Raw genomic sequence first — 16258 nt, 5'->3', positions numbered from 1 at the left:
CAGTGCTGATTTACCGACCAGATTTTTTGAGATAAGCCGCCATTTCATCTTCCGGAACCATGCCCCCACCTGTTGCCCAAACAAGATGTGTTGCGTTTTTGAGTTTTTCTTCGTCAAATTTCATTCGAGACTGATAAGCATGGTTATTCGAGACGTGCACTGCCCCAATCATACCGGCTAATGCAGAAGGCTCTAGACTAATACCTTCCAGTTCACTTAACTCACCCAAGTGGTGATACATACGAGCGTCATCAATGGTGTAAAAACCATCAAGTAGCCTTTCCATCGCTCTTCCGACAAATCCCGAGGCACGACCTACTGCCAAACCATCAGCGGCGGTAATGTTATCGATACCCAAATCTTGTACCGAAATATCGTCATGCAAGCCTGTATGCACGCCCAACAGCATGCACGGTGAGTGCGTTGGCTCTGCGAAAATACAGTGAACATGCTCGCCAAATGCTACCTTCAAGCCAAATGCCACCCCACCAGGTCCACCGCCAACACCACAAGGAAGATAAACAAACAATGGATGATGCTCATCAACAACGATTCCCAAGTCATCAAACTGCTGCTTAAGACGCTCACCCGCAACAGAGTAACCTAGAAAGAGCGTCCGTGAGTTTTCATCATCGATAAAGAAACAGTTGGGATCTTTTTCTGCCTCTTTACGACCTTGCTCGACAGCAATACCATAATCTTCTTGGTGCTCTACGACATTAACACCATGCGACCGGAGCTTATTTTTCTTCCATTCCCGCGCATCCGCAGACATGTGGACTGAAACTGAAAAACCCAGCTTCGCACTCATGATGCCGATGGACATACCAAGATTGCCGGTTGAGCCAACTGCAATACTGTACTGCTTAAAAAACTGCCGAAACTCATTGCTGAACAATTTGCTGTAATCATCGCTTTCACAGAGCAAGCCGGCTTCAAACGCCAACTTTTCTGCATGAGTGAGCACTTCATAAATACCACCTCTCGCTTTGATCGAACCAGAAATTGGCAAATGACTGTCTTTTTTGAGCATTAAATGGCCCAATATTGGTGTGTCGTATTGCTGCTCCAAACGCACTTTTATATTGGGAATATCCACCACTGCGGACTCAATAACGCCACGCGACGTTTCCGTTTCGGGAAACGCTTTCATCAAATAAGGCGCAAATCGTGCTAGCCGTTCACTCGCCGCTTGAATATCTTTTGCATCTAACCCGACATGAGGTAAGCCTTCCTCCAAGGAAGTGATATGGGGGTTAAACCAACAAACCTCTTCAAGATCAATAAGTGCTGCCAAGAGTGGGAACTGCTTAGTCAGCGCTTCAATATTTGCCTTGGTCATTTTACCTTCCTGGAATGATGTGAGTTGAGATAAACAAAAGCGCCGCAATAGCGACGCTTTGGAGAACAACTATCAGTTTGAGCTTACGCGTAGTTTTTCTCAAACTCTTGCATGAAGTCTACTAACGCTTGAACACCTTCTAGCGGCATTGCGTTATAAATGGATGCTCGCATACCACCAACTGCTCGGTGACCTTTTAGCGCTTTCAGCCCTTTAGAGTCTGCTAGCTCAAGGAAGGTTGCATCCAGTTCAGGCTTAGCAAGTTGAAATGGCACGTTCATCAAAGAACGGTTTGCTGAGTGCACGCCATTACGGTAGAAATCAGACTGATCGATGTAATCATACAGTAGCGCGGCTTTAGCTCGGTTCACTTGCTCAATCGCTTTTACTCCGCCCTGTGCCTTCAGCCATTTGAAAACAAGACCAGACAGGTACCATGCAAAGGTTGGTGGCGTGTTGAACATTGATTCTTTTTCTGCCAAAACAGTGTAATCCAAAATACTTGGTAGTACCTGCTTCGCCATACCTAATAAATCATCGCGCACGATAGCAATAGCAATGCCGGAAGGACCAATATTTTTCTGAGCGCCCGCGTAAATCACACCGTATTTCGACACATCAATTTCACGAGAAAGAATTGTCGAAGACATGTCAGCAACAATCGGTTTGTCGGTGATAGGAAGATCGTTAATCTCAATACCATCAATGGTCTCATTTGGACAGAAGTGAACGTAAGCCGCTTCTGGAGCAATTTTCCATTCACTTGCAGGTAGAACCGAGACTTTCCCGTTGATTTCTGTTTTTGCATCAAACACGTCTGGTTCGCAGTATTTTTTCGCTTCAGCTACCGCGCTTTCAGCCCAATAACCACCATCGATGTAAGTTGCCGTATCGGCATCACCAAGTAAGTTTAGAGGAACAGCAGCAAACTGAGCACGAGCACCACCTTGGCAGAACAGTACTTTATAGTTGTCCGGAATATTCAGAAGATCACGTAAATCCTGCTCGGCTTCTTCTGCAACTTTGATGAACTCTTTGCTTCGGTGGCTGATTTCCATGACCGAAGTACCAAGGCCTTGCCAATCGATTAGTTCCTGTTGTGCTTGCTGCATAACTGCTTTAGGCAGGCCTGCTGGCCCTGCACTGAAGTTAAATACGTTGTCCGTATTTTGTTCCATGATGCTCATTGCTCCTGCTATGTAAATATTACGAAATTAATATCACGTTTTCGCAGTGATAAAAACAAGAAAAGAGGTCTTACGACCTCTTTTTAAAGACTAAGCGTTGAATTGGAACAAATTCGCAACAACACGAATTACTGTTGTTGCATCAAAGCAGGCATAAGTAGAGCCACCAATGGGAACTCATGCCCATTTTCGAACTTCAATTTGCCTTCACCAATTTCTGCTTTTAATTGATAACCGCCCTCTACTTTTTCGATCAACTCCATAATAAGGAGCTCATCAATCCCTTCTTGAATAAATGGGTAATGCGTTACTAATTCATCAGAGAAGTAAGTGCTAAGTTCACCAGTAGTGGCCGTCACCAACTTCATTGGATCTTGAGAAATATGCTCAGTACCTTCAGGGATGGATAGTTGCCACTCATTGTGGAACTTGCCGTCACCGAACGCGAGTGAAAGCTCGTTCACGGATAAATCAAAACCTTTGCTAAACAGCGTATCGACATGCGGCAATAAATTCGCAATTTCCTGTTCATCTAGCATAGGAGAGCTTTGATAGATAGACATAATTTGATCAAAAGACTGGCTATCCACATCTGCAATTGAGAAATCCAACTTAAAGTTATCGACATCCGTCCCATCAGTTAAACGTAGTTTCTTAGCATCTAGGTTTAATTGACTGTTCAGCTTATCACCAGACTCACTCATCGTAGTGTTACCACGGTAGCTCGCATTTTCAATCAAAAAGACAGGCGTCAAGTTCGCATCAACCACATCCAGCTTCTCTAGAGAGAAAGATTGCTCGCCTAACCAGTAGCCTTTTGCTTGCTTTCCTTTACCTTGCCCTGTCAATGCATTCAGATGAAGCTCTTCACCGTTTTCAAAATCCACTTGAACAGAAGGAACGGAAACTTGGTAATTGAGATCACCCAATACCGTCACATCACCTGTTACTTTTGCAGGGCTTGTAGAAACAGAAACACCTTGCGCTTCGTTACGATAATGCCAGCTGTCTAGGTCGAGGATAAATGCTGTATTGCCATTTAGTTGAGTCTGGCTATGCATCGTGAGAGGCAAAAAGTCATTGTCCACCAATTTTGAATCTGCTGTTAGGCTTGTTAGACCGTGGCTAACATCACTGGTTACGTCAAACGTCGTTGGCATACCATCACGCTCTAGCTGAGTTTTAAGCTCAGGATCAACAACTGAATAACGAGTCAGCACGACTGAAGACAAGTAGCCACGCTGATACTCGACCACTTCACCTTTAATCATTTCATCATTCATATTGGTAATACCATCTTCAATGATGGACTGACCAATTTGTCCGACAGCCAATGGCCAACACAGTGCTAATGAGATAGCACCACCAATGGCGCCGATTTTTTTAAGATTTTGCATAACGTCACTTATTAGATATTTTCGGTCAGTCTACCCCAAACCACCTGCGGAGAAAACATTGAGACAAATCAGACTATTGATGCTTATTCTAGTCCATTAATCAGGAATCATACTTGGCTCCCACTCATCATGTCCTTTTATTGTTAAAGTTTGCGTGGCGAAGTTTTAACCGGAGCTAAAACATCTGTGAATCGTTATGCTGTGTTGTGTCTCGACAACAACCCAATCAGTGCTGAACAGTTTCGATTGGAGCTGTCTGCCTTCTCAAGTAAGTTTGATATTTTTTCTGTCGAATCGATAGAAGAGGCTCAAAGCGCTTTAGAGTATCTAGAAGAAAGAGAACAGACTGTTGCTTTAGTTATAGCGAGCCATCACGCTCATTTTAACGGCGTGGATTTTCTTATTGGTTTAGACCGGATGCCACATACCGAGCAAGCAAGAAAAATTCTTATTAGCTGCTCGTCTGATATAGAGGCAATTCTCACTGCCGTTAATGAGGGCAGGCTCGACCACTGCCTCACTAAACCTTTGCCAGATCACGTCTTATTTAACACAGTGCAAAAAGAGCTGACCCAATTTATCTTGCGAAATGGCAAAGAAGACCTGCTAAGTTACAGTCAGATATTGGATCATCACAGCTTGTTGCGAGCGCACATCAATAACCAGATGAGCCATTATCAAGCCGGGTTCTTACACGACTACCACTCGATGTCTGATGCCGAGTTAGCCGAGCAAGTGATCTCCGCTCTCCAGCAATTTTTCAAAGATAATGACGAAACAAGAGCGTGCCGTACATACTCACCTGAACACTTATTAACCGTGGAAGGCGAGCCAAATTGCTTTTTGTGGTTTATCACCGAAGGTGAAGTGGCTCTGTACAAGCGCGATGAGCAAGGCATGCAGCGAGAGGTTGTACGCCATAACAAAGGGAATATTGTCGGAGGCATGTCGTTTGTTACTGGGGAATGTTCTTTCTCGACAGCTCTAACACTAACCAAAACAGAAGTTATCAAACTCGATCGCAACGTATTCAATAAAGTGATGCAAAGCGACTCAAACTTACTGCCTCTTTTTACAAACTTGCTTTTACGCCACTTCAACCGCCGATTGCAAAGAAGCATCAACACCAAACTGCAACTTCAAAAAACGCTCGAATCTTTAGAATCAGCCCACCAGCAGCTCATTGAAAGAGAAAAAATGGCGATGCTTGGCCAATTGGTTGCGGGAGTGGCACACGAACTAAACAATCCAGTAGCCGCGATATTGAGGGGCGTAGAGAATTTAACGCATACGCTAGAACGATTACTTAACGATGCGCCCAGTTCCGATATACAAAGCAAAGGCATTGAATTACTGAGCAAAGCGCAAACCTCAAAACCCGCTTCAACCGCCGAGCTCAGATCACGCGTAAAAGCGCTTAGCCATACTCTTCCAGACCGAGCATTGGCAAAAAAAGTGGTGAGCCTTGGATTAGAGTCCGATCAAGAGCTACTTACCCAACTAACGAGAAAGCAGAAAGCGTCTTATCATGCTCTCAATACACTAGAGCAATACCACAAAGCAGGTTCTACACTTCGCTCAATTAATGTCTGTGCAGCACGAATTGCTGATATGGTAAAAAGCCTGAAAGGATATGCTCGGTCAGATGATGAGACCCTGCACTATGCCGATATTCATGAGGGCATTGAAGACACCTTGGTGATTTTCGAGAACAAATTAAAAATGCACCAAGTTTCAACCGACTATGCAAACTTGCCTTCCATCCTTTGTCAACCGATCGCACTCCAACAGGTGTGGACGAACTTGGTCTCTAACGCCATTGACGCATTTCCAGAGAAAGGTGTGTTAAACATACAAACACGCCTTATAGAAAAAGAGCACACACATTATGCCGTTATCTCCTTTGAAGATAATGGATGTGGCATTCCTGAATCGCAAAGAGACGCCATTTTCGAGCTGAACTTCACCACAAAAAAAGAAGGTAATTTTGGCTTAGGCATCGGGCTGTCCATCTGCCAGCAAATCGTAACAGCACACAGAGGGTGGATTGACGTCGAATCAGAGATCGGCCAGTTCACACGAATGACCGTCTGGTTACCAGTCATCGAAGAAGGAGATGAAACATGACCAAGTATCTAATTTTATGTGTCGATGACGAACGAGAAGTCTTGGATAGCGTGCTCCAAGATCTTGCTCCCTTCGAGGAGAACTTTGTCGTCGAAGGAGCGGAATCGGTGACTGAAGCTCGGCAAGTGATTGAGGAGATGGCGGAAGAAGAAGTTCAGCTTGCGCTCATTTTATGTGACCACATTATGCCGGAACAAACTGGGATCAGCTTCTTAATCGAACTCAGTCAAAATGGTGACACAAAAGCAGCGCGCAAAGTTTTACTCACAGGACAAGCTGGTTTGGAAGACACCGTAGAAGCCGTAAATAACGCGAGTCTCGATTATTACATTGCCAAACCTTGGAAAGGTGAAGCATTGAGAAAAGCAATCGTGTCTCAGCTTACCGCGTTTGTGATTGAGAATGATGATAACCTGCTATCCTGGACTCAAATCCTTGATTCTGAGGCAATCCTCAACGCCATGGCAGAAAGAAGAGCAAGCTTTGGCGAGTAATAAAGTGTTTGGTTCTAACTTGAACTCAACGATGCTCATTGCACCACCTAACCTCGCATAGTCGAATGAGGTTAGAAAAACATCGTTACTTGTCCGAGTGAAATTCTCGGACACTACGTATATGGCGTAGTTTTTGCTTAAACCAAGGAACTATTAAGTTAATTGACAAAACATCGACACATTTTTGTTGGTCGTGGACCTTCCTTTTTATTATGATGTCGGACAAATCAGATTACGGTTCAAGTGGTTGCTTGAATCCATGGAAATAATGAACAAGGTTTATCGTTAGTTATGCGTAAAACACTATTAGCCGCTGCCTTACTAGTGGCATCAAGCCATGCCCTAGCTGCAAACGATCGCAATGCGCCAGCAACTATGAGCAACTTTAGCTACGACTATTTCGAAGCACGTATTGGCGCAAGTCCTGTGACATTTGGTGCTGGATTCAGCAAATCAATTCACCCGAACGCGCATGTTATTGCTCGTATTGACTCTGAGTTTGAAAGTGATTTTGACTCAGCTGCAGGCTTTGGCTTCCATTCTCCGCTAAACAACTGGGCAGATCTTACTGGTGAAATGCTAATGCGCGTTGTGCAACCTTCGAATGAGAGCAGCACAGATGTTGGTATGGAGCTGAACTTAGGTGTTCGCCAATGGTTGGGCCCTCAATTAGAAGTAGGCGGCAAAGTCGGCTACGTTTCTATCGATAACGATGACGATTGGACTGGCTCTGCCTACGCTCGATTCCACTCAACAGAGCTTTTCTCTTTGGGTGCTGAAGCACGTATCAACGATTTTTACGGTGATCAGGTAATGTTCACTACGCGTTTTAAGTTTTAAGATTTGTGCTGTAAGAAAAGAGCAAATTAAAAAAACAAAAACCGAGGTCTCTGCCTCGGTTTTTTTGTCTAATTTAATGACTAACTCAATGAAGTGGTAAAAAACTTCAACGTCCTTTTTCCGCTTTTCACACTTGCCTTTACGACCCGCTAACTCCATCGAAACGAGTCAATCATTGTGCGATCAGCTTCGCTTAGTCACACAGTGCCAATAACTGTTTTTTACGCGGCTCTTGGATCAGTTTCCAATGTACGCCATCAGTTGCACCAGCAAATTTCCACAGTAGCTTTACATCAACATCATTACCGTAAGCTGTTTTAACTTTGTTGAAGACTTTTACAGGTCCAAGTTCTAAAAAGGTTTCTACGTCATCAACACCGGCTTTCTTGACCATACGTTCAAGGGTTAGTTGCATGTTGGGTAAGTCTCTTAAGCGTCTACTGGCAGAGGACTTTTGATATTTCCGTTCCTTAATTGAGTATTCAATTGATTTCTGTACCAGTTCATCAAGCCCTACATATCCGGATTCGAATAAATCGGTTACATCATAATAATTTACGGTTGCCGTCGTCTGTTTTTTGACGTGCTTATACTTCTCACAGCTCAGTTGAGTAAACACTTCATCTAGCCCATTACCACCACGTAAGTAGCAGCAATCATTGCTGACAAGCGCAAACATAGCATCATCGGTGAATAAACCAATACCACCGAACATAGAACGTTTTTGGTACTCACTGAAGGTGCGTACATATTTAAAAAAAGCTTGGTCTGTCATGTCCATTGACCTCTTTAATCTGAATAAATTACCCCGATTAGCGATGTCACCAGATAAACAGCAGCTTATAGCGAATTATAAATGTCGATTTGTTGGCGATATTTTTGTGAGTTGTGCTCACCAACTTGCTTAATCATACTTAACGTTGAAAAATAAGTTAGGACATAGGTCACATATAAAAAAAGTATAAATTCTGCATACGTGATTAGTTTCACACTTATTGTTTGTGTGGTGATATTTTTTTGACGCATAGCATGCCTAAAACACGCCATCATTATGATCTCGCTGGCAATTACGGGCACATAATACGCATTTAATTGATAAAGAATACGCTGTAAGGGTACACTGTACGAAAGATCTCAAGTACAGCGTCACAATGGAACATTTATCATTTTTTTGGCTGCCAAATAATAAAGATAAGCTTATAAACGCACTGGAATCCGAGTTTGCTCAGCTGGTAGAACAGTCCATCGCCACGGGTAAGATTTCGTTACCTCCTATTCCTGATGTCGTGCTTAAAATTCAGCAGTTATGTGTCGAAGAACACACCACGATTGCCGATGTTGCTAACTGTTTATTGGAAGATCCCGGATTAGCAGCGGTCGTTTTACGAGTCGCTAACTCTGTGATTTTCAATCGCAGAAATATCACCTGCAACGACTTAACTACAGCGGTATCTCGTCTCGGAATACTTCGTGTACGTGATATTGTTACCGCACAAGCGATCGAGCAACTTAAACACTCAGTTAATCTCACTAAAGAATGCAATGCCATCTTGGTGAAGAGTGCGGCGATATCGCGTGAGCTCGGTGCCGTCATGGTGATGTTGGTTCAATCGTTTCGTAGCCACGAGCCAGGCACTTATGGTCATCTAGAGCAAGAAAAGGCGTTATTGGTCGGTCTATTAGCCGATATAGGGTTATTTTGCCTAATTAATGAGTACCACTTGTACTTAGATAGGGGCAATTACTTAGACCCAGATATTGCATTGCAGATCTTCCAAACACGTTGTTCTGCCACAAGTAAACTGGTACTTGAGCGTTGGGGGTTTGACAACGACTTCAGAGAAGTATCCTCAAACGAAAAATACGAATTAACGCGACCAGAAGTGAGTTATCTCGACATCGCTAGAATTGCGCATCATTTATTGATGTTCCGCAATCACGATGAACGCCTTGACGAACATGAAGTTGAATTCAACTTAACTGGTGCAGAAGTCTTGTATGAACTTAGTAACATGAGTGATACTGACTTCAATGATCAAATCCGTGCTGTACTGAATGCTAGCGGTTTGTAATTTATCGTTTTCTGATAATACCTTATCCGTGATAAAACGATTCGCTCAAGGCTGGGCTGTGTGTGGTGAAATGTCTCTAATTTCAACCGATAGATAATTTGATTTATGCGTGTTGATGTTATCTCAAAAAGGAATCATTGAGCTTTATGTTCTCAGGGATGCTATTTATTTTCGCTCCGCTTGTGGTGGGGTATCTAATTCCTATATCTCGATCTTCGTTATTGGAGAAGATCAATCAGTCAACGTCCTACCTTATTTACGTCATTTTGTCGTTGATGGGTCTTAGCTTAGCGGCGCTCGATAATTTAAGCAGCAACTTACAAAGTATTCTCCTCTATGCGAGTACGTTTTTTTTGTGTCTAAGTGCCTGCAACCTGTTGGCTCTGCCTATTATTGATAAAATTATTCCACTCCAGACCAATCAGAATCAAAAGAAGTTACCGTTATCTTCGATGGCTTTAGAGTCTGTTAAGCTTATCGTGGTCGTTGGCGGCGGGTTAGTGGTTGGCCTGCTGTTACCCATTGATTTAAGTTGGGTAGATACAGCAAGCGAATGGATACTCTTTCTACTTCTATTTTTTATTGGTATTCAGCTGCGCAATAGTGGACTTACTCTGCGTCAAATCCTATTAAATAAACAAGGAATGGCCATTGCGGCTGTTGTCATCGCAACATGTATGCTTGGTGGCGTTCTTGCAGCGGTGCTTTTGGATCTTCCTCTTTATCAAGCACTCGCAATGGCTTCAGGTTTTGGCTGGTATTCACTCGCAGGTATTTTAATGGGTGACGCTTTTGGTCCGGTATTTGGTGGCGCGTCGTTCTTGATTGAATTGATGAGAGAGCTAGTCGCACTGGTTGCCATTCCTCTCTTTATTCGTAGCTATCCGTGCACCGCAATCGGTTATGCCGGTGCAACAGCAATGGACTTCACCCTACCCGTTATTCAAACCACCGGTGGTGTGCGTTGTGTTCCTGTTGCTATCGTTAGCGGCTTTATTTTGAGTTTATTGGTACCAGTTATGATGCTTTTCTTTGTATCACTTGCTAGCTAGATCTCAGGTTTTCGCTTTAACATCCATTACAATACGGCAAAAATTTAAATACCCAGTTAACGTCAAAGTGGTCAATATTTTTTGGCAAGACCCCTCTTTCTTTTCGTCATTCAGCCCAACGATTTGTCACGACCAAATAGAAAGAAGGGAGAAACATCAAATGATGCGCATTGCGTTAATAAAGGGATAACAACCAGAAGGAAGAAGAATGAAACGCTTTGTCGTTGCAGCGCTCCTCGCTACAAGCTCAACTTTTACACTTGCCGCAGATCAACAATGTCTTGCTAGCAAATACGATGGCTACGTCGATGCCTCACTACAGTGGTATCAAGATCTTGTTGATTTGACGGTTACCCAATATCCAGATCTGAAAGAAGTTAGCCAATGGTTCTTGGATGGACGTAAACATCACTTTGAATTAAACCGCGAAGCGGTTCACTACTTTCTAGAGAACGACCCTAGCCGCGTTGCGACGGAACAGCCAATCGAAGCATGGTTAAAACTAGAGCAACATGACGTTAAGCAGTTAGCGACCCGAAGCGATAAGTTAGGTGAAGTTGCAAAACAGACATTTAGCGACCGTCAATCAACTAACCATCCAAAAAACTACGAGCTTCGTTCAGCATTCGCTGATCTGCTTAGTCATCCCCAACAAATTGATACCGCACTTAATAAGTACAATCAGTCAATAGAAAAGATTGAAAAGCAGAAATGTGACTAAGATTGCTCGCATTAGTCGTTGATTAGCATTCGATAACATCAGAGTGTTTTAACGTACTCAATCTAGAATTTTTTAATGTGAATATCGTAACCTTCACCTAAAATTTTCATTTCTACAACTTGGGTTTCAACAATTAAAACGGGACTTTGCGCCCGTTTTAGTTTAGATTGTGCCGCTCGCATTACCAAAATAACTACAAAGATTCTTTGCTATGGTTAAGGAACAAAAAACCGCTGATGTTAGCTTTGAGAGCTTGCTAAAGATCTTCACTGTCCCAGAAGGTCCGGACTCAACGTTAACTAAAATTGACGAGAGCCTCTCGCGAAATCTAAATCAATTTCTTCGTGAACACATCGTGGCAGAAGAAAAGCCTTTACGCGAAATCGAAAAAGACTTTTCTTCTGCTCAGATTCCTGAGCAGCCAGAGTTCGTGTCAGATCATACAGAGCACTTACTCGACACTTTGGTGTCGCACTCAGTTCACACATCTTCACCAAGCTTCATTGGTCATATGACATCGGCACTGCCTTATTTCTTGATGCCACTGTCAAAGATCATGATCGCCTTAAACCAAAACCTGGTAAAAATAGAGACTTCCAAAGCCTTTACGCCACTTGAGCGTCAAGTTTTGGGTATGCTGCATCGCTTGATATATGGTCAGAATGATACTTTTTACAATCAGTGGATGCACAGTGCAAACCACTCATTAGGCGCATTTTGTTCCGGCGGCACCATTGCCAATATCACTGCGCTTTGGGTAGCACGTAACAAAGCGTTAAGAGCCAATGGCTCATTTAAAGGCGTTGAGAAGGAAGGCCTTTTTAAAGCCATGAAGCACTATGGCTATGATGGCTTAGCGGTGCTAGTGTCTGAGCGTGGTCACTACTCCCTTAAGAAAGCAGCCGATGTATTAGGGCTAGGCCAAGAGGGCTTGGTTGCGGTTAAAACCGATGCCAACAACCGTATTATTGTCGACGACCTTAAAGCGAAAATTGTTGAGCTCGAAAAACAAAACATCAAACCTATTGCTGTTATTGGTGTGGCTGGCACAACAGAGACAGGTAATGTTGATCCATTGCCTGAAATCGCTGAAGTCTGCCAAGCTCACAGCTGTCACTTCCATGTGGATGCCGCATGGGGTGGCGCAACACTTATGTCTAACCATCACCGTCACCTTCTTAAAGGTGTGGAAATGGCAGACTCAGTAACTATTGATGCGCACAAGCAGCTCTACATCCCGATGGGCGCTGGTATGGTTCTGTTCAAAGACCCTGACGCAATGAAATCCATAGAGCATCACGCTCAATATATATTGCGCAAAGGTTCAAAAGACCTAGGCAGCCATACACTAGAAGGCTCACGTTCGGGCATGGCGATGTTGGTCTACGCCGCAATGCACATCATAAGTCGCCCAGGTTACGAGCTTCTGATTGACCAAAGCATTGAAAAAGCTCGATACTTTGCGGATTTAATCAAACAGCAAGATGATTTCGAGTTAGTTTCTGAACCAGAGCTTTGTCTGCTCACATACCGTTATTTGCCGCCATTCATCCGTGAAGTATTAGCACAAGCAGAAGGCTCACAAAAAGAACAACTGAATGAGCTGATCAATGAGTTAACACAGTTTATTCAAAAGCGTCAGCGCGAAACGGGCAAATCGTTCGTTTCACGTACAAGACTGAACCCAGACCAATGGCAGCGCATGAATACGATAGTGTTTCGAGTGGTTTTGGCAAATCCACTGACCACAAAAGAAATTTTGAGCTCAGTGCTTGATGAACAACGCGAAATCGCCAAGCAAGCACCGAATTTGATGAAAAGAATTCAACAGCTGGTTGTTGATATTCAATCGTCTTAACAGCCAGATCGAGTTACATCAATTTGAAATTTTTTTTCGTTTTGATGTAACTCAAACATCATTATCGTGCGACTAGCGCAACAAAACTTCGTTTACACATCCAATTCTGTAGTTTTTACAACATTTTGTTTGAGGCCTGTCAAATTCTCACTAAATAGTACCCGTTATTGGTTTAGACTGATTGAAGATCAGGTTTATACTGATTCTATGGCGCTGGTTGTTTTCGTTAACGCCCCACTCTACTCCGGAATCTTCGTGTTTCCTTTCGTTAGCAGAGCCAGCGAGTTGTTCTCTATACCCTCGTGAACACTATGAATACATTAGAAAAAATTCAAAAAAACCTGGAGAATTTCAGTAAGTCAGAGCGCAAAGTTGCGGAAGTAATTATGGCGTCTCCACAAACTGCAATTCATTCAAGCATTGCAACGCTGGCTAAAATGGCCGACGTTAGTGAGCCCACTGTAAACCGCTTCTGTCGTCGTCTGGACACCAAGGGCTTTCCAGATTTTAAGCTTCACTTGGCACAGAGCCTAGCCAACGGCACCCCTTACGTTAACCGTAATGTGGAAGAAGACGATGGCCCAGACGCGTACACCCATAAGATTTTCGAATCGACGATGGCGTGTTTAGATGTCGCGAAAAATAGCCTAGATCCAATGCAAGTGAACCGTGCGGTCGATTTACTAACGCAAGCGAAGCGCATTTCATTCTTTGGCCTTGGTGCATCATCTTCTGTTGCCCGAGACGCACAAAACAAGTTTATTCGCTTTAATATTCCAATTACTTGTTTTGAAGATATTGTTATGCAGCGCATGAGTTGTATCAACTGCAGTGATAATGATGTTGTGGTTCTTATTTCTCATACCGGTCGAACAAAGAGTCAGGTAGAAATAGCGAACCTTGCTCGTGAAAATGGCGCAACGGTTATTGCGATTACAGCGAAGGATTCTCCTCTAGAAAAGGCAAGCTCGCTGGCCATCACGCTCGATATTCCAGAAGATACCGACGTTTACATGCCAATGGCAAGCCGAGTTGTACAAATGACAGTGATTGATGTGCTAGCAACTGGCTTCACTCTTCGCCGTGGTACAGGTTTCCGTGAGAACCTAAAACGCGTAAAAGATGCGTTGAAAGACAGTCGCTATGACAAACTAAGCCAGTACTAAGCACTAAAGCTTAGTCAATACTTTATCTAGGGGAACTCAAGGCTCCCCTTTTGTTTTAATGCTGCTAAGGGAGCAATCACCCTAAGTCGTTGACACTCGATAAGTCCGTTCTTGATTCCAGTACTTCAACAGAACTGACATGTTGTGCACTCTCTGCTACACACTCTCCGCAACAATCACAGACTTGCTGCAATATGTAAATCAAACGTTCCTGATTAAGAGGTAAAGGATTCCCTTTGATTGCCATTGACTTAAGCGCATCGTTCGCCACTTGCTCAAAAGAGGTTTCGCATACTCCAAATTGAGCCAGTAGCGGTAACGCTAACTTATCTAGCACCATATTGACCCAAAGAATTCCATCGTGTTCGTTAGCGTTTACTCGCTCGGTGACTAATTGGGCCAGCTTGCGATAACGACTTATCACATCATTCCTACCCGCGAGTTTAGCGGCGTTAATGTTCTCCTGCATCACGTGCGGAGCTAGGCGAGCCGTAATAACGCTATGGGGGGCGTCTAACTTGCCTCCTAACGCCGATGCTAACCCATGAGCGGCACCTAATTTGGCATTAGTAATCGCCATACCACCAAGCAATGCAGCGAACGATAAATCAGAGCGCGCCTTATGATTATCTTGCTTACAAGCGGCAATCACTGAACGGCTTAAACGGCGTAGCCCCTCTTCGCAGACCATATCAGTAAGAGGGTTTGGCTCACCACACACATACGCTTCCATTAAATGAGTGAACGCATCCATTGCGCCACGTCCAGATGTGTATTGGTCGGTCCCGTAAGTAAGTGTCGGGTCTACAATGGCAACGTCTGCGAGCATATCAGGGCTTCGAAGACTCACTTTCACTTTATCTTGTCCAGATTTCAGCACAGCATTTCTGGTCACTTCTGAACCGGTGCTTGCTGTCGTAGGAATTGCAATAAAATGAAGAGGCTTTGCTTTTAAAGGGACGCTTCTTCCTACCACTTCTACGTAATCGTAAACATTGCCTTGATTGGGAATAATAGCAGCTAAGGCTTTGCCCATATCGATGACGCTGCCACCACCTATCGCAACCACCATATCAGGTTGGAATTTTCTACCGAGCACTGCGGTCTCTTCTACCATCGTGATGTATGGTTCTCCAACGATAGCTACGTGCTGGTAACGCATATTTTGAGCTTTAAGATATTGGATAATGGGGGCGGCTCGTTGGGTATCCTGCCCAGTAACCAGCAAAACACTGTAGCCAAATTGGTTAATAACGGATAATGAAAATTGAAGTGCACCTTCACCAAATATAATCCTTGTTGCAGTCATAAACTGAAACATACACACCCTCCCAAAAGAATATACCCAAATAACCTCTCGCCCTCTGATTTAACACTTATGTTAGAGTTGAAGTTATTTGCGTATAGCCAAAATAGATTGCTATTTTTTTAAACAAAAAAAATTGACCAATTCCACCTTGCCATCATTAACCCTTTAGAATGTATGTTTTTTATGCGTCACTTCACATACTTCAGAGCCGTAAAATAAGAACACGCGTTTAGTTTTTATTCGATAGATTTCACCTATAGAACCAAGAGGTAATTGCCGCTTTATTTCCGTATCTGGATCGGGCATAGTTACTCCAACAAAAGAAAGCGCACTCAGCCGCTATGTTTTGTACGCTTTCAAAAAAGAATAGATTTAGGAGAAATAAGATTATGTTCGTTGTTATCTTTGGTCGCCCTGCATGTCCTTTCTGTGTTCGTGCAAAAGAGCACGCAGAAACGCTAAAAGCAAAACGTGATGACTTCAACTACCGTTACGTTGATATTCACGCTGAAGGTATTTCTAAAGCAGATCTTGAGAAAACAGTTGGTAAACCAGTTGAAACCGTTCCTCAGATCTTTATCGACCAAGAGCACATCGGTGGCTGCGACGAATTCGAAGCATACGCGAAAGAGCACCTAGGTCTATTTGACGAGTAATAAAGACTGTTTTCAAAAAAGCCGCTTCATGCGGCTT

At 43.5% G+C, this 16258-nt stretch carries 14 protein-coding genes; 9 read left to right on the top strand and 5 right to left on the bottom strand.

All coding sequences use genetic code 11. The features are described 5' to 3' along the window. Positions 1-10: 10 nt before the first annotated feature. The 3 genes from R7Q39_RS03900 to R7Q39_RS03890 all read right to left on the bottom strand — a co-directional run bounded on the left by R7Q39_RS03900 (position 11) and on the right by R7Q39_RS03890 (position 3926). On the bottom strand, positions 11-1342 hold the full coding sequence (locus R7Q39_RS03900; protein WP_318075790.1) for a D-serine ammonia-lyase: 1332 nt from the start codon (positions 1340-1342) through the stop codon (positions 11-13). Between the two features lie 83 nt (positions 1343-1425). After that, positions 1426-2520: a 3-phosphoserine/phosphohydroxythreonine transaminase gene (gene serC, locus R7Q39_RS03895; protein ID WP_262606587.1), complete on the bottom strand. Its 1095-nt coding sequence runs from the start codon at positions 2518-2520 to the stop codon at positions 1426-1428. A gap of 137 nt (positions 2521-2657) precedes the next feature. Then, positions 2658-3926, bottom strand: a complete 1269-nt coding sequence (locus R7Q39_RS03890) for a DUF945 family protein (RefSeq protein ID WP_005378002.1) — start codon at positions 3924-3926, stop codon at positions 2658-2660. Positions 3927-4112: 186 nt separating this feature from the next. Between R7Q39_RS03890 and R7Q39_RS03885 the strand changes: the two genes are divergently transcribed. From R7Q39_RS03885 to R7Q39_RS03875, 3 genes are all read left to right on the top strand, one after another. Continuing rightward, positions 4113-6053 (top strand): ATP-binding protein, encoded by a 1941-nt coding sequence (locus tag R7Q39_RS03885; RefSeq protein WP_053349539.1) that lies wholly within the window; start codon positions 4113-4115, stop codon positions 6051-6053. Beyond that, positions 6050-6547 (top strand): response regulator, encoded by a 498-nt coding sequence (locus tag R7Q39_RS03880; RefSeq protein WP_005378005.1) that lies wholly within the window; start codon positions 6050-6052, stop codon positions 6545-6547. Before R7Q39_RS03885 ends, R7Q39_RS03880 begins: the two co-directional genes overlap by 4 nt. Positions 6548-6838: 291 nt before the next feature. Then, positions 6839-7387, top strand: a complete 549-nt coding sequence (locus tag R7Q39_RS03875) for a hypothetical protein (RefSeq protein ID WP_005378006.1) — start codon at positions 6839-6841, stop codon at positions 7385-7387. 193 nt (positions 7388-7580) lie between these two features. Here the strand turns inward: R7Q39_RS03875 and R7Q39_RS03870 are convergent, their stop codons facing one another. Continuing rightward, positions 7581-8168 carry a TfoX/Sxy family DNA transformation protein gene (locus R7Q39_RS03870; RefSeq protein WP_005378007.1) on the bottom strand — a complete coding sequence of 196 codons (588 nt, stop codon included), beginning with the start codon at positions 8166-8168 and terminating at the stop codon, positions 7581-7583. Positions 8169-8538: 370 nt separating this feature from the next. Here R7Q39_RS03870 and R7Q39_RS03865 point away from each other — a divergent pair, with 370 nt between their 5' ends. The 5 genes from R7Q39_RS03865 (at position 8539) to R7Q39_RS03845 (ending at position 14256) form a co-directional block, all read left to right on the top strand. Next, complete coding sequence (locus R7Q39_RS03865) at positions 8539-9459, top strand: HDOD domain-containing protein (RefSeq protein ID WP_318075789.1); 921 nt, start codon at positions 8539-8541, stop codon at positions 9457-9459. A gap of 146 nt (positions 9460-9605) precedes the next feature. Continuing rightward, positions 9606-10511 (top strand): lysine exporter LysO family protein, encoded by a 906-nt coding sequence (locus R7Q39_RS03860; protein WP_005378011.1) that lies wholly within the window; start codon positions 9606-9608, stop codon positions 10509-10511. Positions 10512-10719: 208 nt separating this feature from the next. Next, positions 10720-11232 (top strand): hypothetical protein, encoded by a 513-nt coding sequence (locus R7Q39_RS03855; protein ID WP_017634875.1) that lies wholly within the window; start codon positions 10720-10722, stop codon positions 11230-11232. A gap of 211 nt (positions 11233-11443) precedes the next feature. Further along, positions 11444-13090: a pyridoxal-dependent aspartate 1-decarboxylase PanP gene (gene panP / locus R7Q39_RS03850; protein WP_151514695.1), complete on the top strand. Its 1647-nt coding sequence runs from the start codon at positions 11444-11446 to the stop codon at positions 13088-13090. 311 nt (positions 13091-13401) lie between these two features. After that, positions 13402-14256, top strand: a complete 855-nt coding sequence (locus tag R7Q39_RS03845) for a MurR/RpiR family transcriptional regulator (RefSeq protein WP_005378021.1) — start codon at positions 13402-13404, stop codon at positions 14254-14256. A gap of 76 nt (positions 14257-14332) precedes the next feature. Here the strand turns inward: R7Q39_RS03845 and R7Q39_RS03840 are convergent, their stop codons facing one another. Next, positions 14333-15577: an iron-containing alcohol dehydrogenase gene (locus R7Q39_RS03840; protein ID WP_318075788.1), complete on the bottom strand. Its 1245-nt coding sequence runs from the start codon at positions 15575-15577 to the stop codon at positions 14333-14335. A gap of 377 nt (positions 15578-15954) precedes the next feature. Between R7Q39_RS03840 and R7Q39_RS03835 the strand changes: the two genes are divergently transcribed. Then, a complete protein-coding gene (locus tag R7Q39_RS03835; RefSeq protein ID WP_005378026.1) occupies positions 15955-16221 on the top strand; it encodes a GrxA family glutaredoxin in 267 nt (88 codons plus the stop codon). Positions 16222-16258: the final 37 nt, after the last annotated feature.

It is taken from the genome of Vibrio sp. 947 (assembly GCF_033339115.1).
Classification (GTDB): domain Bacteria; phylum Pseudomonadota; class Gammaproteobacteria; order Enterobacterales; family Vibrionaceae; genus Vibrio; species Vibrio alginolyticus.
This window is presented reverse-complemented; position numbering and strand designations above follow the sequence as displayed.

Bases quoted from the DNA above. Each gene is read 5' to 3' on its own strand.
- R7Q39_RS03900 (WP_318075790.1), bottom strand. From the start codon at position 1,342: ATGACCAAGGCAAATATTGAAGCGCTGACTAAGCAGTTCCCACTCTTG.
- serC (WP_262606587.1), bottom strand. From the start codon at position 2,520: ATGGAACAAAATACGGACAACGTATTTAACTTCAGTGCAGGGCCAGCA.
- R7Q39_RS03890 (WP_005378002.1), bottom strand. From the start codon at position 3,926: ATGCAAAATCTTAAAAAAATCGGCGCCATTGGTGGTGCTATCTCATTA.
- R7Q39_RS03880 (WP_005378005.1), top strand. From the start codon at position 6,050: ATGACCAAGTATCTAATTTTATGTGTCGATGACGAACGAGAAGTCTTG.
- R7Q39_RS03875 (WP_005378006.1), top strand. From the start codon at position 6,839: ATGCGTAAAACACTATTAGCCGCTGCCTTACTAGTGGCATCAAGCCAT.
- R7Q39_RS03870 (WP_005378007.1), bottom strand. From the start codon at position 8,168: ATGGACATGACAGACCAAGCTTTTTTTAAATATGTACGCACCTTCAGT.
- R7Q39_RS03865 (WP_318075789.1), top strand. From the start codon at position 8,539: ATGGAACATTTATCATTTTTTTGGCTGCCAAATAATAAAGATAAGCTT.
- R7Q39_RS03860 (WP_005378011.1), top strand. From the start codon at position 9,606: ATGTTCTCAGGGATGCTATTTATTTTCGCTCCGCTTGTGGTGGGGTAT.
- R7Q39_RS03855 (WP_017634875.1), top strand. From the start codon at position 10,720: ATGAAACGCTTTGTCGTTGCAGCGCTCCTCGCTACAAGCTCAACTTTT.
- panP (WP_151514695.1), top strand. From the start codon at position 11,444: ATGGTTAAGGAACAAAAAACCGCTGATGTTAGCTTTGAGAGCTTGCTA.
- R7Q39_RS03845 (WP_005378021.1), top strand. From the start codon at position 13,402: ATGAATACATTAGAAAAAATTCAAAAAAACCTGGAGAATTTCAGTAAG.
- R7Q39_RS03840 (WP_318075788.1), bottom strand. From the start codon at position 15,577: ATGTTTCAGTTTATGACTGCAACAAGGATTATATTTGGTGAAGGTGCA.
- R7Q39_RS03835 (WP_005378026.1), top strand. From the start codon at position 15,955: ATGTTCGTTGTTATCTTTGGTCGCCCTGCATGTCCTTTCTGTGTTCGT.